The sequence below is a fragment of the Streptomyces sp. CNZ301 genome, assembly GCF_004217425.1.
The window spans coordinates 493,768-516,625 of sequence record NZ_SHLG01000001.1 but is presented as its reverse complement, the minus strand read 5'-3'; the positions used below and the strand labels follow the sequence as shown (position 1 = coordinate 516,625).

Genomic DNA, 22,858 nt, shown 5'->3' with positions numbered 1-22,858 from the left:
TCCCGGTCAGCCGCCGAACTCCTCCAGGCCCTTCATCGCCTGGTCCAGCAGCTCCTGGCGGCCGGCGAGCTCCTTCTCCAGCTTCTCGGCCTTGGCCGTGTTCCCCGCCGCGCGGGCCTTCTCGGCCTGGCCGCGCAGCTTGTCGACGGCGTCCTGAAGCTGGCCCGTCAGCCCCGCCGCGCGTGCCCGCGCCTCGGGGTTCGTACGGCGCCACTCGGCCTCCTCGGCCTCCTGGATCGCCCGCTCCACCGCGTGCATGCGGCCCTCGATCTTCGGCCGGGCGTCGCGGGGGACATGCCCCACGGCGTCCCAGCGCTCATTGATCGCCCGGAACGAGCCGCGGGCCGTCTTCAGATCCGTGATCGGAAACAGCTTCTCCGCCTCGGCGGCCAGCTCCTCCTTACGGGCCAGGTTCTCCCGCTGCTCGACGTCGCGTTCGGCGAACACCTCGCTGCGGGCCTGGAAGAAGACGTCCTGAGCGCCGCGGAAGCGCTGCCACAGGTCCTCCTCGTGCTCCCGCTGCGCGCGCCCGGCGGCCTTCCACTCCTGCATCAGCTCGCGGTACTTGGCCGCCGTGGGACCCCAGTCGCGGGAGTCGGAGAGCGCCTGGGCCTCGGCCACCAGCTTCTCCTTGCGCCGGCGGGCCTCCTCCCGCTGCGCGTCGAGCTGGGCGAAGTGGGCCTTGCGCCGCTTGGAGAAGGCCGAACGGGCATGGGAGAAGCGGCGCCACAGTTCGTCGTCGGTCTTGCGGTCGAGCCGCGGCAGGCGCTTCCAGCTCTCGACAAGGGTGCGCAGCCGCTCGCCGGCGGCCCGCCACTGCTCGCTCTGCGCCAGCTCCTCCGCCTCGCTGACCAGCTCTTCCTTGGAGCGGCGCGCCCGCTCGTTCTGCTGCGCCTTCTCGGCCTTGCGCTCCTCGCGGCGCTTTTCCACGGCGCCCGTCAGGGCGTCGAGGCGCTTGCTGAGCGCCTCCAGGTCACCCACGGCGTGATGCGCGTCGACCTGCTCGCGCAGATGCTCGATCGCGGCGGTGGCGTCCTTGGCGGACAGATCGGTGGTCTGCACACGCCGCTCCAGGAGGCCGATCTCCACGACCAGGCCCTCGTACTTGCGCGTGAAGTAGGCGAGCGCTTCCTCCGGGGAGCCTGCCTGCCACGATCCGGCGACCTTCTCGCCGTCGGCTGTACGCACGTATACGGTCCCCGCCTCATCGACGCGGCCCCACGTGTCGCTGCTCACAGCGCCTCCTCCACAAGATGCCCAGGCTGGGTGCGGGCCCCCCGGCATCGTCCACAGATCTCGTCACTGCCAACATAGGCGAACGGCGCCCGCGCTGTCCGCATGCCGACGGAGCGAAATTGTGCACGCGAAGGCCCTTGTGCGTATACGCCCGGGCCGGTCAGGACTTGCGTACGGAGGTCCCCTCGATCACCACGGTCGCGATCGGAGCGGTGTTCTGGTTCTCCGGCTCCGGCCTCGAACCGGCGTCGGCGATCTTCTTCAGCACGCCCATTCCCTTGGTGATCTTTCCGAAAGGCGTGAAGTCCGGCGGCAGCTTGCTGTCCTTGAAGACCAGGAAGAACTGGCTTCCCCCGGTGTCCCGGCCCTTCCCGGTCTGCGCCTGGTACCTGTTCGCCATCGCGACCGTGCCCGCCGGGTAGGTACCGTCCTTGACCTGCGGGTCCGTCAGGTTCTCGTCCGGGAGCGTGTAGCCGGGGCCGGACTTGCCGGTGGCCGTCGGGTCGCCGCACTGGAGAACGTAGGGCCCCTGCTTCACGAGCCGGTGGCATTTGGTGTGGTCGAAGAACTTCTCCCCGGACAGGAAGCGGAAGGAGTTGACCGTGCGCGGGGTTTTCGACGCGTCCATGTCGAAGCTGATGTCCCCGCACGTCGTGCGCAGCGTCATCGCGTACGTCGCGGAGTCGTCGATGCGGAGGGCGGGCTCCTTCTCCCACTTCTTGCCGTTCGGCTTGCCCGGCGGGGCCTTGCGGCAGGGATCCGGGTCCTTGCCCGCGGACGAGTTCTTCTTCTCGCCGCCCCCGAAACCGCCGGAGGCCACGTAGGCCGCCCCTGCCCCGATCACGAGCGCGCTGCCGGCCAGGATCCCGATGGTGCGCAGACGGGCCCGGCGCCGGCGCTGCGCCCGGCGCTCCTGCTGTCTGAGGTACTTCTCGCGTGCGAGCTGCTTTCTGCGCTGTTCGCTGCTGACCACCGGAAGCTTCTCCTTCGGGCGTGCGTGCGTGGGGATGCGTGCGTACCTACCAGAGTCCGCCCGTACCGTATACGGGTTCGCCGCTCCGCTGCCGCCGCCGGTAGGCTGTGACCAGCTTGATCGGCGGGGCGGATTGCGCCGGACCGCCGCAGGCCCCGGCGCTCCCCGGGCAGGACACCCGGCCGCCGTGACCGTTTCCGGACGACTGAAGGACGATCGTGCTCGTTGCCGGGTTCCCCGCCGGGGCCTGGGGGACCAACTGCTACCTGGTCGCCCCCGCCGCCGGCGAGGAGTGCGTGATCATCGACCCTGGCCACCAGGCCACCGAGGGCGTCGAGGAGGCTGTCGCCAAGCACCGGCTCAAGCCGGTCGCCGTCGTGCTGACCCACGGTCACATAGACCATGTCGCCTCGGTCGTGCCCGTGTGCGGCGCCCACGACGTGCCCGCCTGGATCCACCCCGAGGACCGCTACATGATGAGCGACCCGGAGAAGGCGCTGGGGCGCAGCATCGGGCAGCCGCTCATGGGGGAGCTGACCGTGGGCGAGCCGGACGACGTGGAGGAGCTGACCGACGGCTCCACCCTGCGTCTGGCCGGGCTGGAGCTGACCGTCTCGCACGCACCGGGCCATACCAAGGGGTCGGTGACGTTCCGGATGCCCGAACAGGCCGACGTGCCACCGGTGTTCTTCTCGGGCGACCTGCTCTTCGCCGGCTCCGTCGGACGCACCGACCTTCCCGGGGGCGACCACGAGGAGATCCTCCAGTCGCTGGCGCGCGTGTGCCTGCCGCTGGAGGACGAGACCGTGGTGCTCTCCGGCCACGGCCCCCAGACGACCATCGGCCGGGAACGTGCCACCAACCCCTTCATGCGGCAGGTGGCCGCCGGGCCGGGCGGCGGCATTACGGGCGCCGCTCCGCGACGAGGAATGTGACGAGAACCTTCCGTGACCACCTTCAAGGCCCCCAAGGGCACCTACGACCTGATCCCGCCCGAGTCCGCGGACTACCTCGCGGTGCGTGAGGCGCTCTCGGCGCCGCTGCGCCGGGCCGGGTACGGCTACACCGAGACGCCCGGCTTCGAACAGGTCGAGCTCTTCGCGCGCGGTGTCGGCGAGTCCACCGACATCGTCACCAAGGAGATGTACACCCTCACCACCAAGGGCGGCGACGAACTCGCCCTGCGCCCGGAGGGGACCGCCTCCGTGCTGCGCGCCGCCCTGGAGGCCAGCCTCCACAAGAGCGGCAATCTCCCGGTGAAGCTGTGGTATTCGGGCTCGTACTACCGATACGAGCGTCCCCAGAAGGGCCGCTACCGGCACTTCTCACAGGTGGGCGCCGAGGCGATCGGCGCCGAGGACCCCTCGCTGGACGCCGAGTTGGTCATCCTGGCGCACGACGCGTACCGCTCGCTCGGGCTGCGCGACTTCCGCATCCTGCTCAACTCCCTCGGGGACAAGGAGTGCCGGCCCGTCTACCGTGCGGCGCTCCAGGAGTTCCTGAGGCGTCTGGAACTCGACGAGGACACGCGCCGCCGCATCGAGATCAACCCCCTGCGGGTCCTGGACGACAAGCGCGAGAGCGTCCAGCGTCAGCTCGCCGAGGCACCGATGATGCGCGACCACCTGTGCGAGGCGTGCAAGTCGTACCACGAGCAGGTGCGGGAGCTGCTGACGGCGGCGGGCGTCGCCTACGAGGACGACCCACGGCTGGTGCGCGGCCTGGACTACTACACGCGCACCACCTTCGAGTTCGTGCACGACGGACTCGGTTCGCAGTCCGCCGTCGGCGGCGGCGGCCGCTACGACGGGCTGTCCGAGATGATCGGCGGCCCGGCGCTGCCGTCCGTCGGCTGGGCCCTGGGCGTTGACCGCACCGTCCTGGCGCTGCGCGCGGAGGGCGTGAAGCTCGAACTGCCCGCGACCACAGACGTGTTCGCGGTGCCGATCGGTGACGAGGCACGTCGCGCACTCTTTCGGGTGGTCACCGAACTGCGCCGGGAGGGCGTCGCCGCCGACTTCGCGTACGGCGGCAAGGGCATGAAGAACGCGATGAAATCGGCCAACCGTTCCGGCGCGCGCTACGCGTTGCTGGTCGGGGAGCGGGACCTGGCCCAGGGTGTGGCGCAGTTGAAGGACCTGCACAGCGGTGAGCAGACTGCCGTGGCGATCGACGGAGTCGTGGCCGAGGTGGCCGCGAAACTCCGCTGACGGGCGTCGCGAACCCGCGAAGCTCCGCCGGACAGGCCTTGGGGCCTTGGTGCAGAATGAAGCGGCAGACGGGGCAGAACACGACCGACGACGGGATCAGGGCTCATGACCATGACGGCACCCCTCGACGACGCTCGCACGGGCACGGACGAGTCTCCCAGGAGCGTCGTCGGCGCCGGACGTGCCTTCGCCTGGATGCTGCTGGTCACGGCGGCGGCGGGACTTCTCGCGGCCTGGGTGATCACCCTCGACAAGATCAAGCTGGCGGAGAACCCGGACTTCACGCCCGCGTGCAGTCTCAACCCGGTCATCTCCTGCGGCAACATCATGAAGAGCGAGCAGGCCGAGGCCTTCGGGGTGCCGAACCCGATGATCGGTCTCGTGACGTACGGGATCGTGATCTGCGTGGGGATGAGCCTGCTCGCGGGGGCTCGCTTCCCGCGCTGGTACTGGCTGACGTTCAACGCCGGCACGCTCTTCGGTGTCGGGTTCTGCACCTGGCTGATGTACCAGTCGCTGTACGACATCGGCGCCCTGTGCCTGTGGTGCAGTCTCGCCTGGGTCGCCACCATCGTCATGTTCTGGTACGTGACGGCTCACAACGTGCGGCACGGCTTCCTGCCCGCACCGGCGCCTGCCCGGGGCTTTCTCGACGAGTTCCCCTGGGTGCTGCCGGTCCTGCACATCGGTGTCATCGGCCTGCTGGTCCTCATGCGCTGGTGGGAGTTCTGGACGGGCTGAGGCCGCAGGCCGGGGCACTCCCGTCACCGCTGTCGGAGGGTTGATTTAGGGTTCCTGACGTGGAACCCGACCTGTTCACCGCGGCCGCAGAGGAACGCCGGGAGAAGGATCCGTCGGCCAGCCCCCTGGCGGTACGGATGCGTCCCCGCACTCTGGACGACGTCGTGGGCCAGCAGCACCTGCTGCGGCCCGGGTCTCCGCTGCGCCGCCTCGTCGGGGAGGGCGGCGGTGGCCCCGCCGGGCCCTCGTCGGTCATGCTGTGGGGCCCGCCGGGCACCGGCAAGACGACCCTGGCGTACGTCGTCAGCCAGGCAACCGACAAGCGCTTCGTGGAACTGTCCGCCATCACCGCGGGCGTCAAGGAAGTCCGGGCGGTCATCGAGAGCGCGCGCCGTTCGACCGGTGCGTACAGCAAGGACACCGTCCTCTTCCTCGACGAGATCCACCGGTTCAGCAAGGCCCAGCAGGACTCCCTGCTGCCCGCCGTCGAGAACCGCTGGGTCACCCTGATCGCGGCCACGACCGAGAACCCTTACTTCTCGGTGATCTCACCGCTCCTGTCGCGTTCGCTCCTGCTGACGCTGGAGGCGCTCACCGACGAGGACGTGCGCTCCCTGCTGCGCCGCGCGGTGGAGGAGGAGCGCGGCCTCGGCGGCTCGGTCACGCTTCCGCCGGAATCGGAGAGCCATCTGCTGCGCATCGCGGGAGGCGACGCCCGGCGTGCGCTGACCGCGCTGGAGGCGGGCGCCGGCGCTGCCCTCGCCAAGGGGGAGCGGGCCGTCACTCTCGCCACTCTGGAGGAGGCGGTCGACAGGGCGGCGGTCACCTACGACCGCGACGGCGACCAGCACTACGACGTCGCGAGCGCTCTGATCAAGTCCATCCGCGGCTCGGACGCCGACGCCTCGCTGCACTACCTGGCCCGGATGATCGAGGCGGGGGAGGACCCCCGGTTCATCGCCCGCCGCCTGATGATCTCCGCCAGCGAGGACATCGGCCTGGCCGACCCGACAGCGCTCCAGACAGCGGTGGCGGCGGCCCAGGCGGTCGCCATGATCGGCTTCCCCGAGGCCCGCATCACCCTGGGCCACGCGGTGGTCGCCCTCGCCCTCGCCCCGAAGTCGAATGCCGCGTATCTCGCCGTCGACGCAGCCCTCGCCGACGTTCGGAACGGAGCGGCCGGCCCCGTTCCGGCGCATCTGCGCGACAGCCACTACCAGGGGTCGGCGAAGCTCGGCCACGGCAAGGGATACCAGTACCCGCACGACCTGCCGGGTGGCATCGCCGCGCAGCAGTACGCCCCGGACGCGATCCACGGCAAGCGCTACTACGAACCGACGCGCTACGGCGCCGAGGCCCGCTACGCCGAGGTGGCGGAGCGGGTCCGCGAGCGGCTGCGGGGCGCCGCACCCGCGTCCGAGGAACCACAGGCCGCGCGGGAAGCCCGTAAGTCCGAGAAGCCGCAGGAGGGCTGAACCGGGCGGACGGGCGCCGGCCGGGCTCGCACACCACCGAACACGTTCCCCGTGTGCGCCCGCGCTCGCTACTGTGCGGCGGCCTCGAAGAGGAGACGCATCGCCCGCCGCAGCTGAGCGACCTCGTAGACCGGCTCCGGGAACTCGAACCGGGCGTCGAAGCACGCCGAAGGGGGCTGCCCCTCGAGGTCGCAGAACCGCACCCGCATCCCGTAGCGGTCCAGGGCGAGGGGCACCGCCCGGGCGCCCTCGGCCGCGCAGGCCGGCCCGGAGTCGCCCAGGAGTGAGCACAGCGTGCGCATCTGATCGTCGTGCGAGGAGGCGAGGTGCTGGAGCAGTTCCGCCTCGTGGGGCGCCAGCGGATCCGGTGCCGCCGCCGCGAAGTCGTCGGGTTCGACCGCGTCCGATCCCCACAGATCCTCGATGTGCGCCTCGCCGACCTCCAGCCGCAGCAGGACCCACGCCACCTCGGCGGCCGGTGGCCCGGCCGGATGCCGCTCGGCCAGCAGCCGTGCGAGCGCGGCACGTTCACCGGCCCGCGCCGCGGTCAGCCAGCCCGCCACCCGTGCCCTGCCCCGTATGCGGCGCGGGACTGCGACGGGGGCGACGTCGGTGATTTCCATCACCGCGACGAGTTCGTCGCCGCTTGCATGTTCCGCGACCTGTGCGGCCTGTGAGGAGGCGGGGACGAGGAGCACCACGTCACCGTCGTCCGTGACGGCCCGGGCTTCCGGGCTGCCGTGTCCGGCCGGTGCCGGGTCCGCCGACCGGGCTCCGGGAATGTCCAGCACGGCCGATACGCTGGATTCCACGAGAGTTCGTACGCGCTCTGCGGCAGTAGGTGCCCGGGCGTCTTCCACGGGACGCGGCTGTCCCCGGCCGGTGTCGGTGCCGGAGCGGGGAATCCCAGGTCGAAACATACGTTCTCCTCCGCTAAGGTAAGCCTCACCTAACTTACATGGAGGTCTGTTCAGTGAACCAGTCGCGTCCCAAGGTCAAGAAGTCGCGTGCCCTCGGCATCGCGCTGACCCCGAAGGCCGTGAAGTACTTCGAGCACCGGCCCTACCCGCCGGGGGAGCACGGCCGGGGCCGCAAGCAGAACAGTGACTACAAGGTCCGGCTGCTGGAGAAGCAGCGGCTGCGTGCCCAGTACGACATCAGCGAGCGCCAGATGGTCCGCGCCTACGACCGTGCCCGCAAGACGGAAGGCAAGACCAGCGACGCGCTCGTCATCGAGCTCGAACGGCGCCTCGACGCGCTCGTGCTCCGTTCCGGCCTGGCCCGCACGATCTACCAGGCCCGTCAGATGGTCGTGCACGGCCACATCTCCGTGAACGACCGGAAGGTCGACAAGCCCTCCTACCGGCTCAAGCCGGACGACGTGGTGCGGGTCCGCGAGCGCAGCCGCACCAAGCACCCCTTCCTGGTCGCACGCGAGGGCGGCTACGCGCCCGAGGGTGAGACCCCGCGCTACCTCGAGGTCAACCTGGAGGCGCTCGCGTTCCGCCTGGACCGCACGCCCAACCGCAAGGAGATTCCTGTGGTTTGCGACGAGCAGATGGTCATCGAGTACTACGCACGCTGAGTCCGCGGGAGCGAGAAGGGCAGCACGGCCGGGCGGCACGCCCGGACCGCGCGTGCGGGCCCTTCGCTGTCGCTCTGCCTGCGGAGCGCGCAACAGGACGGCCACAGCCCGCCTGCCGCGTGCGCCGGGCCTTATGCGCCCGGCGCCGGCACGGCGGGCTGCCGCGCACCCGTGAGGCCTCAACCCGCCCCGGGATTGCGCATGTTCGCCCCGGCCTGGTGCAACGCCCTTGCCGCACAGGCCCTTTCGGGGCCGGCTGTCCTCTCCGGCCACCGTGCACCGCGGGCCGCGCCGTCACGGCCGTACGTGCTCCGCCGGCGGAGCGCACGCCCTCCCTCCTGCTCCGATGCCGTCATTTATGCGGTACGAGCGGGACTCGCGGGCGCGATAGGCTCGGTACCAGCCTCCGCTGCCCGAGCGGGCCCGGACGCGGTCCGTGAGCGAACGCGTCCCGGAGCGGAGGCGGACCCCGAACGACCCGAGGGAAGCGGTGCAGCGTGTCCGGTGGAGAAGTGGCCGGCCTCCTCGTGGCGGTCTTCTGGGCGATTCTGGTCTCGTTCCTCGCCGTGGTGCTGGTGAGGCTCGCACAGACGCTCAAGGCGGCCACCAAGCTGGTGACGGGCGTGACGGAACGGGCCGTCCCCCTGCTGGGAGAGGCGTCCGCGACGGTGCGCTCGGCGCAGACCCAGCTGGCCCGGGTGGACGCCATCGCAACGGACGTCCAGGAGGTCGCCTCCAACGCCTCTGCGCTCTCCTCCACCGTCTCGACCACATTCGGCGGACCGCTGGTGAAGGTCGCGGCCTTCGGCTACGGCGTTCGGCGCGCGCTCGGCCGGAAGGCGAAGAGTTCCGCACAGCAGACGCCGCCGCCCGTCGTCGTGTCCCGCACCCTGCCGGGTGCCCGGCGCGGCGGACGCGGGCGTGAGCGAGGGAAGGGCTGATCCGCAGATGTTCCGCCGTGCCTTCTGGTTCACCACCGGCGCCGCAGCCGGTGTGTGGGCGACCGCCAAAGTCCAGCGCAAGCTGCGCTCCCTCGCGCCCGACGCGCTCGCCGTGCGTGCCGCCGACAAGGCCGTCCAGGGAGGCCACCGCCTCAAGGACTTCGCTCTTGACGTACGGGCCGGAATGGCCCAGCGCGAAAGCGAGTTGAACGACGCTCTCGGGCTTTCCGCACCACCGCCCGGCCAGGGCCGCGGGCTCCCCGCCCAGGCCCGCAGGGCAGAACTGGGCCCGGCGCACCACCGGCAGGGCCCCGACCGACCACACGACCGAAACGAGGACCACTGATGGAGTCGGCTGAAATCCGCCGCCGCTGGCTGCGCTTCTTCGAGGAGCGGGGGCACACCGTTGTGCCGTCGGCGTCGCTCATCGCGGACGACCCGACGCTTCTGCTGGTCCCGGCGGGCATGGTCCCCTTCAAGCCGTACTTCCTCGGCGAGGTCAAGGCGCCGTACGACCGTGCCACGAGCGTGCAGAAGTGTGTGCGCACGCCGGACATCGAAGAGGTCGGCAAGACGACGCGCCACGGCACGTTCTTCCAGATGTGCGGCAACTTCTCCTTCGGCGACTACTTCAAGGAGGGTGCCGCCAAGTACGCCTGGGAGCTGATGACCACCCCGCAGGACAAGGGCGGTTACGGTCTGAACCCCGAGCGTCTGTGGATCACCGTCTACGAGGAGGACGACGAGGCCGAGCGCATCTGGCGCGACGTCGTCGGAGTGCCCGCCGAGCGCATCCAGCGTCTCGGCAAGGACGAGAACTACTGGGACATGGGCGTCCCCGGCCCCTGCGGCCCCTGTTCGGAGATCAGCTACGACCGCGGCCCCGAGTACGGCCCCGAGGGCGGCCCCGCCGTCAACGGCGAGCGCTACGTCGAGTTGTGGAACCTGGTGTTCATGCAGTACGAGCGCGGGCCGGGCGAGGGCAAGGACTACCCGATCCTCGGCGATCTGCCCAGCCAGAACATCGACACCGGCCTCGGCTTCGAGCGCCTGGCGATGGTGCTGCAGGGCGTGCGCAACATGTACGAGATCGACACTTCGCGCATGGTGCTCGACAAGGCCACCGAACTGACCGGGGTGCGCTACGGCGACGCAGAGAAGACCGACATCTCGCTGCGCGTGGTCGCCGACCACATCCGTACCGCGATCATGCTCATCGGCGACGGCGTCACCCCCGGCAACGAGGGCCGCGGCTACGTCCTGCGCCGCATCATGCGCCGCGCCATCCGCAACATGCGCATCCTCGGCGCGAGCGGCCCGACGGTCGCCGAGCTGACGGACACCGTCATCAAGGCCATGGCGCCGCAGTACCCGGAGCTGGAGACGGACCGCAAGCGCATCGAGACGGTCGCTCTTGCCGAAGAGGCCGCGTTCCTCAAGACCCTGCGTTCCGGCACCAACATCCTGGACACCGCCGTCAGCGAGACCCAGGCCTCCGGCAGCACCGTCCTCCCGGGTGAGAAGGCGTTCCTGCTGCACGACACCTGGGGCTTCCCGATCGACCTCACGCTGGAGATGGCCGCCGAACAGGGCCTGTCCGTCGATGAGTCGGGATTTCGGCGCCTGATGCAGGAGCAGCGCGACCGCGCCAAGGCCGACGCCAGGTCCAAGAAGCAGGGCCACGCCGACCTCTCCGCGTACCGCGAGATCGCCGACAGGAGCGGCGCCACCGACTTCACGGGCTACAAGCACACGGCCGGCGAGGCCTCGGTCGTGGGTCTCCTCGTCGACGGCGTCTCCGCGCCCGCGGCCCACGAGGGCGACGAGGTCGAAGTCGTCCTCGACCGCACCCCGTTCTACGCCGAGGGCGGCGGCCAGCTCGCCGACACCGGCCGCCTGCGCCTGGAGAACGGCGCCGTCATCGAGGTCCGGGACGTGCAGCAGCCGGTCACGGGCGTCTTCGTGCACAAGGGCGTGGTCCAGGTCGGCGAGGTGACCGTCGGCTCGTCCGCGCACGCGCAGATCGATGTGGACCGGCGCCGATCCATCGCCCGCGCCCACAGCGCCACCCACCTCACGCACCAGGCGCTGCGCGACGCCCTCGGGCCGACGGCCGCGCAGGCCGGCTCGGAGAACTCGCCCGGCCGATTCCGCTTCGACTTCGGCTCGCCGTCGGCCGTGCCCGGCACGGTCCTCACGGACGTCGAGCAGAGGATCAACGAGGTTCTCGCCCGCGAACTCGACGTGTCCGCCGAGTACATGGGCATCGACGACGCCAAGAAGCAGGGCGCGCTGGCCGAGTTCGGCGAGAAGTACGGCGAGCGGGTGCGTGTGGTGACGATCGGCGACTTCTCCAAGGAGCTGTGCGGCGGCACCCACGTCCACAACACCGCGCAGCTCGGCCTGGTCAAGCTGCTGGGCGAGTCGTCCATCGGCTCCGGGGTGCGGCGTGTGGAGGCGCTCGTCGGCGTCGACGCCTACAAGTTCCTCGCCCGTGAGCACACGGTCGTCTCCCAGCTCACGGACCTGGTCAAGGGCCGCCCCGAGGAGCTGCCGGAGCGGATCTCCTCGATGGTGACCCGGCTGAAGGACGCCGAGAAGGAGATCGAGCGCTTCCGCGCGGAGAAGGTGCTCCAGGCCGCCGCCGGCATCGCCGAAGGCGCCACGGACGTACGGGGTGTGGCCTTCGCCGCCGCGCGTGTGCCGGACGGCACCGCCGCGGAGGACCTGCGCACCCTTGTGCTCGACGTCCGTCAGCGCATCCCGGGTTCGCGTCCCGCCGTCGTCGCTCTGTTCGCCGTCACAGGCGGGCGCCCGCTGACCGTGATCGCCACGAACGACGCCGCCCGGGACCGCGGTCTGAGGGCCGGTGACCTGGTGCGCGCCGCCGCCAAGGCACTCGGCGGCGGAGGCGGTGGGAAGCCGGACGTCGCCCAGGGCGGCGGGCAGAACCCGGAGGCGGTCGAGGATGCCATCGCCGCCGTCGAACGGCTCGTGACAGACAGCGGCAGCGCCTGATGCGCCGAGGGCGCCGTCTCGCCGTCGACGTGGGTGATGCCCGCATCGGCGTCGCCGGCAGCGATCCGGACGGGCTGCTCGCGACGCCGGTCGAGACGGTGCCGGGGCGCGATCTGCCCGCTGCATGGCGGAGGTTGGCGGCGCTGGTCGAGGAGTACGAACCGATCGAGGTCGTGGCCGGCCTGCCGCGCTCCCTCAACGGGGGCGAGGGGCCGGCCGCGGCCAAGGTCCGCGCGTTCGCCGAGGAGCTGGCGAGGAAGATCACACCGGTGCCGGTTCGGCTGGTGGACGAGCGTATGAGTACAGTCACGGCTGCACACGGCATGCGTGCGTCCGGCGTGAACTCCAAGAAGGGCCGCTCCCGCATCGACCAGGCCGCGGCGGTGGTCATCCTGCAGAACGCCCTGGAGACTGAACGGATCTCGGGCAGTCCACCCGGCGAATGCGTCGAAGTGGTTGTCTGATCGCGATACGGTAACGTTCCCGCGACACGCGCAACCGCCGGAGGGGGTCGGCCCACCCCGGGTGCCGTGGGTGCACTGCCCGAATTGCGTACGGCAGACGACTGCCGTCCGGCGGATCTAGGGGATCGATGACTGAGTATGGCCGGGGGCAGAGCCTCCCACCGTGGCATCCCGATGACCCTCTCTTCGGAGACAAGGGGTGGGACGGTGGCAGAGACGGCGCCTACCCGGGCGACGGCGACCCCTACGCCGGTCAGTACGCCGACCCGTACGGCACCGGTCAGCATCAAGTGCCGCAGCAGCAGGGCTACTACGGGCAGCAGCAACCGCAGCAGCAGTTTTATGGCCAGGGCGGCTACGAGACAGCCGGAGCGGGCCGGCCCTACGACTCCGGCTACGGTCCGGGGGCCACGGACCCGCACGGCATGCCGACCGTGCAGGACCCGTACAACACCGGCGAGCAGCCCGGCTATTACGCGGGTCAGCAGGGCTTCCCACAACAGCACCAGCCACAGCAGCACCAGCCTCAGCAGCACCACCCGCAGCAGGGCCAGGGCTACTCCGGCCCGTACGCGCAGCCGGGCCCGGAAGGCTACGACGTACCGCCTCCCGTCCGCCACGACGCCGACCCGGAGACCGGCTGGGACCCGGGCCCAGACCAGGGCGAGCACGCGTTCTTCTCGGACCGCGACGACGAGGGTGACGACGACCTCGACGACGGCAAGCGGTCCGGCCGCCGCAACCGCGGTGGCGAGACCAAGCGCCGCAGCGGCTGCGCGTGCCTGGCGGTCTCGGTGCTCCTCGCGGGAGGCCTCGGCACCGCCGGCTACTTCGGGTACGACCTTTACCAGACCTACCTCGCTCCGGCGCCCGACTACCCGGGCAAGGGATCGGGCCAGGCCCAGGTGAGGATCCCGGACGGCGCCTCCATCGCCGACATGGGCAACGAGCTGCAGAAGGCCGGAGTCGTCAAGAGCGCCGGGGCGTTCGTCGAGGCGGCGCAGGCGGAGAAGAAGGCGAGCGGGATCCAGCCCGGCACGTACAGCCTCCGCAAGAAGATGTCCGGCGCCGCAGCGGTGAAGCTGATGCTCGACCCGGCCAGTCAGAACGCACTGATCATCTCCGAGGGGCTGAGGGCGAAGAAGATCTACGAGCTGATCGACAAGAAGCTCGGCAAGGCCAAAGGCACCACGGAGAAGGCCGCCAAGAACGCCAACGCCACCGATCTGGGGCTTCCTGCCTTCGCCAAGGGCAACCCGGAGGGCTTCCTCTTCCCCTCGCGCTACAGCGTCGGTGAGAACAGCGATCCGCTCGACGTGCTGCGGGACATGGTCAAACGCGCCAAGGCCGAGCACACCAAGGTCGATCTGGCGGGCGAGGCGAAGAAGGCCGGCAAGACCCCGGAGGAGATCGTCACCATAGCGTCGCTCATCCAGGCAGAGGCGCAGCAGGACAGCGAGTTCGGCAAGGTCTCCCGCGTCATCTACAACCGGCTGGGCAAGAACATACTGCTCCAGTTCGACTCCACCATCAATTACGCCAAGGGCCGCTCCTCGCTGGACACTTCGGTCGAGGACACCAGGCTGAAATCGCCCTACAACACCTATCTCAACCGCGGTCTGCCGCCCGGCCCGATCGACAACCCCGGCCACCAGGCCATCGAAGCGGCCCTGAACCCCACCAAGGGCAACTGGATCTACTTCGTCACGGTCAAGCCCGGGGACACCCGCTTCACCGAGAGCAAGGCCGAACACGACCGCAACGTACAGGACTTCAACAGGGAACAGCGCAAGAAGAAGGAGAGCGGCGGCTGATGGACCGGCACCACCCCGTACGGCCGGCTCCCGCGGCTTCGCGGTCCGTACGGCGCGCCGCCGTCCTCGGCTCACCCGTGGCCCACTCCCTCTCGCCGGTCCTGCACGGCGCCGCGTACGCGGAACTCGGCCTGGAGGACTGGACGTACGAGCGGTACGAGGTGGGGGAGGAGGACATCGCCTCCTTCCTCGACGCCACCGACGAACAGTGGGCGGGCCTCTCGCTGACGATGCCGCTCAAGCGTGCCGTGATCCCGCTGCTGGACGACGTCAGCCCCACCGCGGAGTCCGTCGAGGCCGTCAACACCGTTGTCTTCAGGGGCAGGAGGCGCATCGGCGACAACACCGACATCCCCGGCATGGTGGCCGCCCTGCAGGAGCGCGGAATCATGGGCGTGGAGCACGCGGCCGTCCTCGGCGCGGGCGCCACCGCGTCCTCCGCGCTGGCCGCCCTCTCCCAGATCTGCGACGGCGTGGTCACGGCGTACGTGCGCAGCGCCGCACGCGCCCGCGAGATGCGCGCCTGGGGCGACCGTCTCGGGCTGAACCTGCGCACCGCCGAATGGGCCGACGCCGCGGAGGCGCTCGGCGCACCCCTGGTGATCGCCACCACCCCCGCGGGGACCACCGACGTGCTCTCCGCGCACGTGCCCGCGGAGCCGGGCACGCTCTTCGACGTCCTCTACGACCCGTGGCCCACGCGGCTCGCGGCGGAGTGGTCCGCACACGGAGGCACCGTCGTCTCCGGGCTCGACCTGCTCGTGCACCAGGCCGTGCTCCAGGTCGAGCTCATGACGGGGCACGCGCCCGCGCCGCTCGAAGCCATGCGCGCAGCCGGCGAGGCGGCGCTGCACGCGCGTACGGTCTGACCGCCGCGCCCGCCCCGGGGACGCACAGCACCGCGTGGAGAACCACGCCGGGCGGGCACCGGCGCGCCGTCCGGCCAGTGGACCGGGGCGGGCTCCGGGCCGCGTACGTGGGAAGATCGGAGCCAGAGCCGAACACGTACCGCAAGAGGCGCCCAGGCGCGAGATCGAGGAGCACCGTTGAGCAGGTTGCGCTGGCTGACCGCTGGGGAGTCGCACGGCCCCGCACTGGTGGCGACGCTGGAAGGGCTGCCCTCCGGCGTGCCCGTCACCACCGGCATGGTGGCCGACGAGCTGGCGCGGCGGCGCCTCGGTTACGGGCGCGGGGCGCGGATGAAGTTCGAGCAGGACGAGATCACCTTCATCGGCGGAGTGCGGCACGGCCTCACCCTCGGCTCGCCCGTCGCGATCATGGTGGGCAACACGGAGTGGCCCAAGTGGGAGCAGGTCATGGCCGCCGACCCGGTCGACCCGGAGGAGCTGGCCGGCCTGGCACGCAACGCCCCCCTCACCCGGCCCCGGCCCGGCCACGCCGACCTCGCGGGCATGCAGAAGTACGGCTTCGACGAGGCGCGCCCCGTACTGGAGCGGGCCTCCGCGCGGGAGACGGCGGCGCGTGTGGCCCTCGGAACCGTCGCCCGCTCGTACCTGAAGGAGACCACCGGGATCGAGATCGTCTCCCACGTGGTCGAGCTCGGCGCCGCCAAGGCCCCCTACGGACTCGTCCCGAAGCCCGGCGACGTGGAGCGGCTGGACGCCGACCCGGTGCGCTGCCTCGACGCCGACGCGAGCAAGGCGATGGTCGCGGAGATCGACCAGGCGCATCAGGACGGGGACACCCTCGGCGGCGTGGTCGAAGTGGCCGCGTACGGCGTGCCGGTCGGGCTGGGCTCGCACGTCCACTGGGACCGGCGTCTGGACTCCAGGCTCGCCGGAGCCCTCATGGGCATCCAGGCGATCAAGGGCGTCGAGCTGGGCGACGGCTTCGGCCTGGCACGGGTGCCGGGCTCCAGGGCCCACGACGAGATCGTCCCCACGGACGAGGGGATCCGCCGCAGCTCCGGCCGGTCCGGCGGCACCGAGGGCGGGCTCTCCACCGGTGAACTCCTGCGCGTACGGGCCGCGATGAAGCCCATCGCGACGGTGCCGCGCGCACTGGCCACCGTCGATGTGCAGACCGGCGAGGAGACTCGCGCACACCACCAGCGCTCCGACGTGTGCGCCGTGCCGGCCGCGGGGATCGTGGCCGAGGCGATGGTGGCGCTCGTGCTGGCGGACGCGGTGGCGGAGAAGTTCGGCGGTGACAGCGTCACCGAGACCCGCCGCAACGTGAACGGCTTCCTCGACAGCCTGGAGATCAAGTGAGCGGGCCCCTCGTGATCCTCGTCGGCCCGATGGGCGTGGGAAAGACGACCGTCGGCGAACTCCTGGCACAGCGGCTGGGCGTGGGCTGCCGGGACACTGACCACGACATCGTCGAGGCCGCGGGCAAGCCGATCTCCGAGATCTTCCTCGACGAGGGGGAACCGCGCTTCCGCGCCCTGGAACTCGAGGCCGTGCGCACGGCGCTGGCCGAGCACACCGGAGTCCTCGCGCTGGGCGGCGGCGCCGTCCTCGCGCAGGAGACCAGGAAGCTGCTGGCGGGCGCCCCCGTCGTCTTCCTCGACATGGACGTCGCGGAAGCCGTCAAACGGGTCGGGCTCGACGCACCGCGGCCGCTGCTGATGATGAACCCGCGCAAGCAGTGGCGGGAGCTGATGGACGCGCGCCGCCCCCTCTACACGGAGGTCGCCAGGGCCGTCGTCAGCACTGAGAACCGCACGCCCGACGAGGTCGCCGGCGAAATCCTCGACGTCCTGGAGCTGAAGCAGAAGTGACCAGCCAGACCCCCGCCCCCACGGCATCGGACGGGCAGGACGCCCACACCCGCATCACCGTCGGCGGAGACCCGGGCACCACGCCCTACGACGTGCTCATCGGCCGCCGGCTGCTCGGGGAGCTCCCCGGGCTCATCGGCAAGGCCGCCAAGCGCGTCGCCGTTCTCCACCCCGAGGCACTCGCCGAGACCGGCGAGGTGCTCCGCGAGGATCTCGCGGAGCAGGGGTACGAGGCGATCGCCGTACAGCTCCCGAACGCCGAGGAGTCCAAGACCGCCGAGGTCGCCGCCTACTGCTGGAAGGCGCTGGGCCAGACCGGCTTCACCCGCAGCGACGTCATCGTCGGCGTCGGCGGAGGCGCGACGACCGACATCGCGGGATTCGTCGCCGCGACCTGGCTGCGAGGGGTGCGCTGGATCGCCGTGCCGACGACCGTCCTGGGCATGGTGGACGCCGCCGTCGGCGGCAAGACCGGCATCAACACCGCAGAGGGCAAGAACCTCGTGGGCGCCTTCCACCCGCCGGCCGGGGTTCTCTGCGACCTGGCCGCACTGGAGTCGCTGGGCGTGCACGACTACGTGGGCGGCCTCGCCGAGGTCATCAAGGCGGGCTTCATCGCCGATCCGGTCATCCTGGACCTGATCGAGGCCGACCCGGCCGCCGCACGCAGCCCCGAGGGCCCGCACACCGCCGAGCTGATCGAGCGCTCCATCAGGGTCAAGGCGGAGGTCGTCTCCGCCGACCTGAAGGAGACAGGGCTGCGCGAGATCCTCAACTACGGGCACACGCTCGCCCACGCCATCGAGAAGAACGAGCGGTACGAGTGGCGCCACGGCGCCGCCGTCGCGGTCGGCATGGTTTTCGCGGCCGAACTGGGCCGCATCGCCGGCCGGTTGGACGACGCCACGGCAGAACGGCACCGCGCCGTACTGGAGTCGGTGGGCCTGCCCGTCACGTACCGCGGCGACCAGTGGCCGAAGCTGCTGGAGACGATGCGCGTCGACAAGAAGTCCCGCGGCGACATGCTGCGCTTCATCGTGCTCGACGGCCTGGCCAAACCCTCGGTGCTGGAGGGGCCCGACCCGGCGATGCTGCTCGCCGCACACGCGGAGATCGCCGCGTAGAGACCCCGTCCCGGGGCGGGGGCGCGGGCCGGCGCCCGCGCCGGCACCGGATACCGGGCACTCGCCGTTCTCCTCCAGCGTTCAACAGGAACGACCCGGGCGGTACCTTCCGGTACTGTCACACAATCATGGCGCTGCGGGGGCAGTGCCGGCGGACCCGAGCGGAGTTGGGGAGCGGATGCAGCAGTACGGGGCGCAACAACCCGTGCCACCTCCGGAGTTGACTCCGGGCCGACATCAGGGAACGCGTCCCCCGTACAACGGGCACTCCGAGGGGCAGGTGCCTCCTCCTCCGCCGCCCGCTCCCGCCCCGGGGCCCGGAGGAGTGGTGCCGCAGCCGGCCTGGCCGGGTGCGCACTCCCAGCCTCCGCAGCCCCCTCTCCAGCCGCCGGCGCGACCGCCCGCGCAGCCGCCGGCGGGGGGCCCGCCGCTCCCGGCCCAGCCCCCGGCGCCCGCGCCGCCACCGGTGCCCACCGCTCCGGCGCAGCCGCCCGGTCAGGTGCAACACGGTGACCCCGACGCCCACCCCACCGAGTCCACCGGGCACCTGCTCCTATCGCGCGGCGCTCCCGTGGAGATCCCCACTCCCGACGCCGACCCGGCGCAGCTCGACGCGACGCGGGCGGCCGTCGCCGTACTGCTCATCGGCCCGGCCGGTGCGGGCAAGACCACCGTGGCCCGCTACTGGGCCGACCGACGTGCCGTGCCGACCTCCCACATCAGCCTCGACGACGTACGTGAATGGGTGCGCTCGGGCTTCGCCGACCCGCAGAGCGGCTGGAACGACCACTCCGAGGCGCAGTACCGGCTGGCGCGCCGCACCTGCGGCTTCGCCGCCCGCAACTTCCTCGCCAACGGCATCTCCTGCATTCTCGACGACGCCGTCTTCCCCGACCGTCCCGTCGTCGGACTGGGCGGCTGGAAACGCCACGTCGGTCCGGGCCTGATACCCGTCGTGCTGCTGCCCGGGCTGGAGATCGTGCTGGAGCGCAATGCCGCCCGCAGCGGCAACCGCCGCCTCAGCGACGAAGAGGTCGCGCAGATCCACGGCCGGATGGCGGGCTGGTACGGCTCGGGCCTGCCCATCATCGACAACTCCCGGCAGGACATCGCAACCACGGCCCGGATGCTCGACGACGTGGTGGCCCGCAGCCTGGCGAGCCCGCCGCGCTGGTGATGCCGGACCGGCGAAGGGGGTGCCGGCCCGTACGGCACCTCCGCGCGGCCCGGCCGTCCTCCCCGTGCGGCACGCCATGTCGCTCGCACGGCCCCGCACGGACTGCCGCCGCCCTGAGCCCTCCGTAGGCTCGGAAGCATGTCCGAAGTCCATGTGGCTCGCCGCGCCCTGCTCCGCGAGCGCTGCGCCGCGACCGCGGCGAAGGACGGCCCTCCCGACGCGGTGCTGGTCACCCGGCCGGCCAACATCCGCTATCTGACCGGCCGTCCGCCGCACGGAGCCGCGCTGCTGATCGGCCCGGACGGCATCGACACGCTGCTCGGCCCCTCCTCCGACGACACCCCTCCGCACGAGTCCGGCAGCCACCACGACGACGGGCTGCGCACCGGCCGCCTCTCCAACCCGGAGGGGGACACCGCGGTGGCCGCAGCCGACCTGGCCGCCACCGCGGGCGCACGGCTCCTCGCCGTCGAGGAGCACCATCTGACGGTGGCCAGGCACCGGGCCATGGCATCTGTCGCGGCCGGGCTCCGCCTGGCGGCACTCGACAGCCCCGTCGAGGCCCAGCGCGTCATCAAGGACGACGAAGAGATCGCCGCCCTGCGCATCGCGGCCGAGATCACCGACCAGGCGCTCGGCGAACTGCTGGAGTCGATCCTCGTGGGACGCACCGAGCGGCACCTCGCCCTCGAACTGGAGCGCAGACTCATCGACCACGGCGCGGAGGGCTCCGCCTTCCCCACCTGTGTGGCGACCGGCCGGAACTCGGGCCTCGCCCGGCACCGTCCCACCGACCGGCGGGTCGAGGAGGGCGACTTCCTCTCCGTGCGGCTGGGCGCCCAGTACCACGGCTACCGGTGCCAGATCGGCCGTACGTTCGTGATCGGCACCGCTCCGGAGGACTGGCAGGTGGAGCTGTACGACCTCGTCTTCGCCGCCCAGCGGGCCGGACGGGAGGCGCTGACGCCCGGCATGGCCTGCAGTGACGTCGACCGGGCCACGCGCCAGGTACTGAGGGGCGCCGGCCACGCCGAGGCGCTCGGTCCGGCGACGGGCCACGGGGTGGGACTGGAAATCGGTGAGGACCCTCGGCTGTCACCTGGGGCCATGGGTAAACTGGACGCTTGTGTGCCGGTCACCATCGAGCCCGGGGTCCACATTCCGGGCCAGGGCGGTGTCCGGATCGATGACACGCTCGTCGTCCGCCCCGCTGCGGACGGCGGACCCGAGCTACTCACCATCACGACCAAAGAGCTGCTCGCCCTCTAGTCCCTGACGGGGCGACGGAGCCGGGCAGCCCTCTGGTCTCCGCAGCAGCAGTCTCAGGAGATTCCGCAACCGTGGCATCCACGAACGACCTCAAGAACGGCATGGTGCTCAAGCTCGAAGGCGGCCAACTCTGGTCCGTCGTCGAGTTCCAGCACGTCAAGCCCGGCAAGGGGCCCGCCTTTGTCCGTACGAAGCTGAAGAACGTCATGTCCGGCAAGACCGTCGACAAGACGTTCAACGCGGGCACCAAGGTCGATACGGCCACCGTGGACCGACGCGGAATGCAGTTCTCGTACAAGGACGGCGAGTACTTCGTCTTCATGGACATGGAGACCTACGACCAGGTCCACATCACTCCCGAGATCGTCGGCGACACCGCCAACTATCTGATGGAGGGCTTCGAGGCCACGGTCGCGATGTACCAGGGCGAGGCACTCTTCGTCGAACTGCCCGCCGCGGTCGAGCTGGTCATCGAGCACACTGAGCCGGGTGTCCAGGGCGACCGCTCCACCGGCGGCTCCAAGCCCGCCCGCCTGGAGACCGGTTACGAGGTCGGTGTGCCGCTGTTCATCACCACGGGGGAGAAGATCAAGGTCGACACCCGGTCCGGCGAATACCTCGGCCGGGTGAACAGCTAACCGTGGCAGCCCGTAACAAGGCCCGTAAGCGCGCCTTTCAGATCATCTTCGAGGCGGACCAGCGGGGGAGTACCCCGACGGCCGTCATGCAGGACTGGATCCGCCACGCCGGGACCGACGAGCGGCAGCCGCCCGTCAGCGAGTACACGATGCAGCTCATCGAGGGCTATGCGGCGAACGCCGAGCGCATCGACGAGCTGATCTCCACCTACTCGGTGGGCTGGACGCTTGACCGGATGCCGGCGGTGGACCGCTGCATCCTGCGGCTGTCGGCCTACGAGCTGATCTGGTCGGAAGACGTTCCCGAAGCGGTCGTCATAGACGAAGCGCTGGACATCGCCCGGGAGTTCTCCACGGACGAGTCACCGCCCTTCATCAACGGGCTGCTCGGCCGGCTTCAGGACCTCAAACCGACGCTCCGCCGCTGACGGGGGCCGCTTCTGCGGCCCCCGTTCCGCACTGACGCGGTCCGCTGCCCTCGGCCGGACCGGCCGTTCGCGCTCGCAGCGCGGGGAGGCCGCACCCTTGCCTCCGCAGGCTGATTCAAATCTGTTTGGGCGCGTTCCCCTGTTCGTGTGAACGGGGCTCTGGACCGGAGCAGTTGGTCACGTTCCGTGGTGATGCGCTCACGACTCAGGGGGGCGCTACGGTGGTAGCGCAGCAAAGAGAAACCGCCGCCGGTGGGCCTCCCCGAAAGGAGGCACCACCGGCGGCGGCACGTTCGGCGGAGCCGGCGGAAGCCGCCGGTCAGGCCGTCAGGCGTCCTCGTGGGCCACTGCGCGGCGGGCGTCCGCGTCGAGGACGCCCCAGCTGATGAGCTGCTCCGTCAGCACGGAGGGGGACTGGTCGTAGATGACGGCGAGGGTGCGCAGGTCGTCCTGGCGGATGGAGAGGACCTTGCCGTTGTAGTCACCGCGCTGGGACTGGATCGTGGCCGCGTACCGCTGTAGAGGGCCCGCCTTCTCCGCCGGCACGTGTGCCAGGCGCTCCAGGTCGAGCACGAGCTTCGGCGGCGGCTCGGCGGCGCCGCCCGGGGTGGTGCCCGGCAGCAGCTCCTGGACTGGCACGCCGTAGAAGTCGGCGAGCTCGGCGAGGCGCTGGACGGTGACGGCGCGGTCCCCGCGCTCGTAGGAACCGACCACGACCGCCTTCCAGCGGCCCTGGGACTTCTCCTCGACCCCGTGGAGGGAGAGTCCCTGCTGGGTGCGGATGGCCCGGAGCTTCGCTCCGAGCTGCTTGGCGTATTCGCTGGACATATCGCTCCCCGCGGACGAGAAAGTGGTAACTCACTGTGAGGTTACGCAGCGTAATGTCTGCCGTCAAGCCGAACGGCGATCAGCTTTGCGAGGTAGAGCGGAATTGGCGGCTCCGCTCCGAGACCGAACACTCTTCCGAGCGAATTCGGCCCCCATCCGGGCGGACTCCGGCCCCCTGGTACCGTTGCGCTGAC

At 70.9% G+C, this 22,858-nt stretch carries 22 protein-coding genes; 18 read left to right on the top strand and 4 right to left on the bottom strand.

From position 1 onward, the window contains the following. Positions 1–6: 6 nt before the first annotated feature. Entirely contained in the window at positions 7–1,236 is a 1,230-nt protein-coding gene (locus EV375_RS02255; protein WP_130297949.1) for a DUF349 domain-containing protein, read from the bottom strand. Positions 1,237–1,396: 160 nt separating this feature from the next. Continuing rightward, complete coding sequence (locus EV375_RS02250; protein ID WP_130297948.1) at positions 1,397–2,209, bottom strand: peptidylprolyl isomerase; 813 nt, start codon at positions 2,207–2,209, stop codon at positions 1,397–1,399. Positions 2,210–2,427: 218 nt separating this feature from the next. Between EV375_RS02250 and EV375_RS02245 the strand changes: the two genes are divergently transcribed. From EV375_RS02245 to EV375_RS02230, 4 genes are all read left to right on the top strand, one after another. After that, entirely contained in the window at positions 2,428–3,144 is a 717-nt protein-coding gene (locus EV375_RS02245) for an MBL fold metallo-hydrolase (protein WP_130297947.1), read from the top strand. 12 nt (positions 3,145–3,156) lie between these two features. Next, complete coding sequence (hisS, locus tag EV375_RS02240; RefSeq protein WP_130297946.1) at positions 3,157–4,419, top strand: histidine--tRNA ligase; 1,263 nt, start codon at positions 3,157–3,159, stop codon at positions 4,417–4,419. A 105-nt stretch (positions 4,420–4,524) separates the two neighbouring features. Beyond that, complete coding sequence (locus EV375_RS02235) at positions 4,525–5,160, top strand: vitamin K epoxide reductase family protein (protein ID WP_130297945.1); 636 nt, start codon at positions 4,525–4,527, stop codon at positions 5,158–5,160. Between the two features lie 59 nt (positions 5,161–5,219). Then, complete coding sequence (locus EV375_RS02230) at positions 5,220–6,635, top strand: replication-associated recombination protein A (protein WP_130297944.1); 1,416 nt, start codon at positions 5,220–5,222, stop codon at positions 6,633–6,635. Between the two features lie 68 nt (positions 6,636–6,703). Here EV375_RS02230 and EV375_RS02225 read toward each other — a convergent pair whose 3' ends face one another. Further along, entirely contained in the window at positions 6,704–7,447 is a 744-nt protein-coding gene (locus tag EV375_RS02225; RefSeq protein ID WP_486588229.1) for a DUF2470 domain-containing protein, read from the bottom strand. Positions 7,448–7,608: 161 nt separating this feature from the next. On the opposite strand from EV375_RS02225, the gene rpsD reads away from it, so the two are divergent. The 14 genes from rpsD to nusB all read left to right on the top strand — a co-directional run bounded on the left by rpsD (position 7,609) and on the right by nusB (position 21,836). Further along, entirely contained in the window at positions 7,609–8,220 is a 612-nt protein-coding gene (gene rpsD / locus EV375_RS02220; protein WP_486588228.1) for a 30S ribosomal protein S4, read from the top strand. A gap of 497 nt (positions 8,221–8,717) precedes the next feature. Further along, complete coding sequence (locus tag EV375_RS02215; RefSeq protein ID WP_130297941.1) at positions 8,718–9,161, top strand: DUF948 domain-containing protein; 444 nt, start codon at positions 8,718–8,720, stop codon at positions 9,159–9,161. 7 nt (positions 9,162–9,168) lie between these two features. Continuing rightward, complete coding sequence (locus tag EV375_RS02210) at positions 9,169–9,507, top strand: DUF6167 family protein (protein ID WP_130301543.1); 339 nt, start codon at positions 9,169–9,171, stop codon at positions 9,505–9,507. After that, positions 9,507–12,179: an alanine--tRNA ligase gene (alaS, locus tag EV375_RS02205; RefSeq protein ID WP_130297940.1), complete on the top strand. Its 2,673-nt coding sequence runs from the start codon at positions 9,507–9,509 to the stop codon at positions 12,177–12,179. Before EV375_RS02210 ends, alaS begins: the two co-directional genes overlap by 1 nt. After that, the gene (gene ruvX, locus EV375_RS02200; RefSeq protein ID WP_055487337.1) at positions 12,179–12,643 is read left to right on the top strand and encodes a Holliday junction resolvase RuvX; all 465 of its coding nucleotides are present in this window, start codon (positions 12,179–12,181) and stop codon (positions 12,641–12,643) included. Before alaS ends, ruvX begins: the two co-directional genes overlap by 1 nt. Positions 12,644–12,771: 128 nt before the next feature. After that, complete coding sequence (mltG, locus tag EV375_RS02195) at positions 12,772–14,457, top strand: endolytic transglycosylase MltG (protein WP_130297939.1); 1,686 nt, start codon at positions 12,772–12,774, stop codon at positions 14,455–14,457. Next, a complete protein-coding gene (locus tag EV375_RS02190) occupies positions 14,457–15,326 on the top strand; it encodes a shikimate dehydrogenase (protein ID WP_130297938.1) in 870 nt (289 codons plus the stop codon). Before mltG ends, EV375_RS02190 begins: the two co-directional genes overlap by 1 nt. Before the next feature lie 177 nt (positions 15,327–15,503). Then, entirely contained in the window at positions 15,504–16,688 is a 1,185-nt protein-coding gene (aroC, locus tag EV375_RS02185) for a chorismate synthase (protein WP_130297937.1), read from the top strand. Then, complete coding sequence (locus EV375_RS02180; RefSeq protein WP_130297936.1) at positions 16,685–17,200, top strand: shikimate kinase; 516 nt, start codon at positions 16,685–16,687, stop codon at positions 17,198–17,200. Before aroC ends, EV375_RS02180 begins: the two co-directional genes overlap by 4 nt. Next, positions 17,197–18,324, top strand: a complete 1,128-nt coding sequence (gene aroB, locus EV375_RS02175) for a 3-dehydroquinate synthase (RefSeq protein WP_130297935.1) — start codon at positions 17,197–17,199, stop codon at positions 18,322–18,324. The genes EV375_RS02180 and aroB overlap by 4 nt, the downstream gene beginning before the upstream one ends. 178 nt (positions 18,325–18,502) lie before the next feature. After that, complete coding sequence (locus tag EV375_RS02170) at positions 18,503–19,501, top strand: AAA family ATPase (protein WP_486588227.1); 999 nt, start codon at positions 18,503–18,505, stop codon at positions 19,499–19,501. Positions 19,502–19,639: 138 nt separating this feature from the next. After that, on the top strand, positions 19,640–20,770 hold the full coding sequence (locus tag EV375_RS02165) for an aminopeptidase P family protein (RefSeq protein ID WP_130297933.1): 1,131 nt from the start codon (positions 19,640–19,642) through the stop codon (positions 20,768–20,770). Positions 20,771–20,841: 71 nt separating this feature from the next. After that, on the top strand, positions 20,842–21,408 hold the full coding sequence (efp, locus tag EV375_RS02160; RefSeq protein ID WP_130297932.1) for an elongation factor P: 567 nt from the start codon (positions 20,842–20,844) through the stop codon (positions 21,406–21,408). Positions 21,409–21,410: 2 nt separating this feature from the next. Further along, positions 21,411–21,836 (top strand): transcription antitermination factor NusB, encoded by a 426-nt coding sequence (gene nusB, locus EV375_RS02155; protein ID WP_130297931.1) that lies wholly within the window; start codon positions 21,411–21,413, stop codon positions 21,834–21,836. Between the two features lie 327 nt (positions 21,837–22,163). Here nusB and bldD read toward each other — a convergent pair whose 3' ends face one another. After that, positions 22,164–22,664, bottom strand: coding sequence for a transcriptional regulator BldD (gene bldD / locus EV375_RS02150; RefSeq protein WP_028431622.1), 501 nt, complete (start codon positions 22,662–22,664; stop codon positions 22,164–22,166). Positions 22,665–22,858 lie beyond the last annotated feature (194 nt).

Bases quoted from the DNA above. Each gene is read 5' to 3' on its own strand.
- bldD (WP_028431622.1), bottom strand. From the start codon at position 22,664: ATGTCCAGCGAATACGCCAAGCAGCTCGGAGCGAAGCTCCGGGCCATC.
- alaS (WP_130297940.1), top strand. From the start codon at position 9,507: ATGGAGTCGGCTGAAATCCGCCGCCGCTGGCTGCGCTTCTTCGAGGAG.
- EV375_RS02235 (WP_130297945.1), top strand. From the start codon at position 4,525: ATGACCATGACGGCACCCCTCGACGACGCTCGCACGGGCACGGACGAG.
- ruvX (WP_055487337.1), top strand. From the start codon at position 12,179: ATGCGCCGAGGGCGCCGTCTCGCCGTCGACGTGGGTGATGCCCGCATC.
- EV375_RS02165 (WP_130297933.1), top strand. From the start codon at position 19,640: ATGTCCGAAGTCCATGTGGCTCGCCGCGCCCTGCTCCGCGAGCGCTGC.
- EV375_RS02190 (WP_130297938.1), top strand. From the start codon at position 14,457: ATGGACCGGCACCACCCCGTACGGCCGGCTCCCGCGGCTTCGCGGTCC.
- EV375_RS02210 (WP_130301543.1), top strand. From the start codon at position 9,169: ATGTTCCGCCGTGCCTTCTGGTTCACCACCGGCGCCGCAGCCGGTGTG.
- mltG (WP_130297939.1), top strand. From the start codon at position 12,772: ATGACTGAGTATGGCCGGGGGCAGAGCCTCCCACCGTGGCATCCCGAT.
- EV375_RS02170 (WP_486588227.1), top strand. From the start codon at position 18,503: ATGCAGCAGTACGGGGCGCAACAACCCGTGCCACCTCCGGAGTTGACT.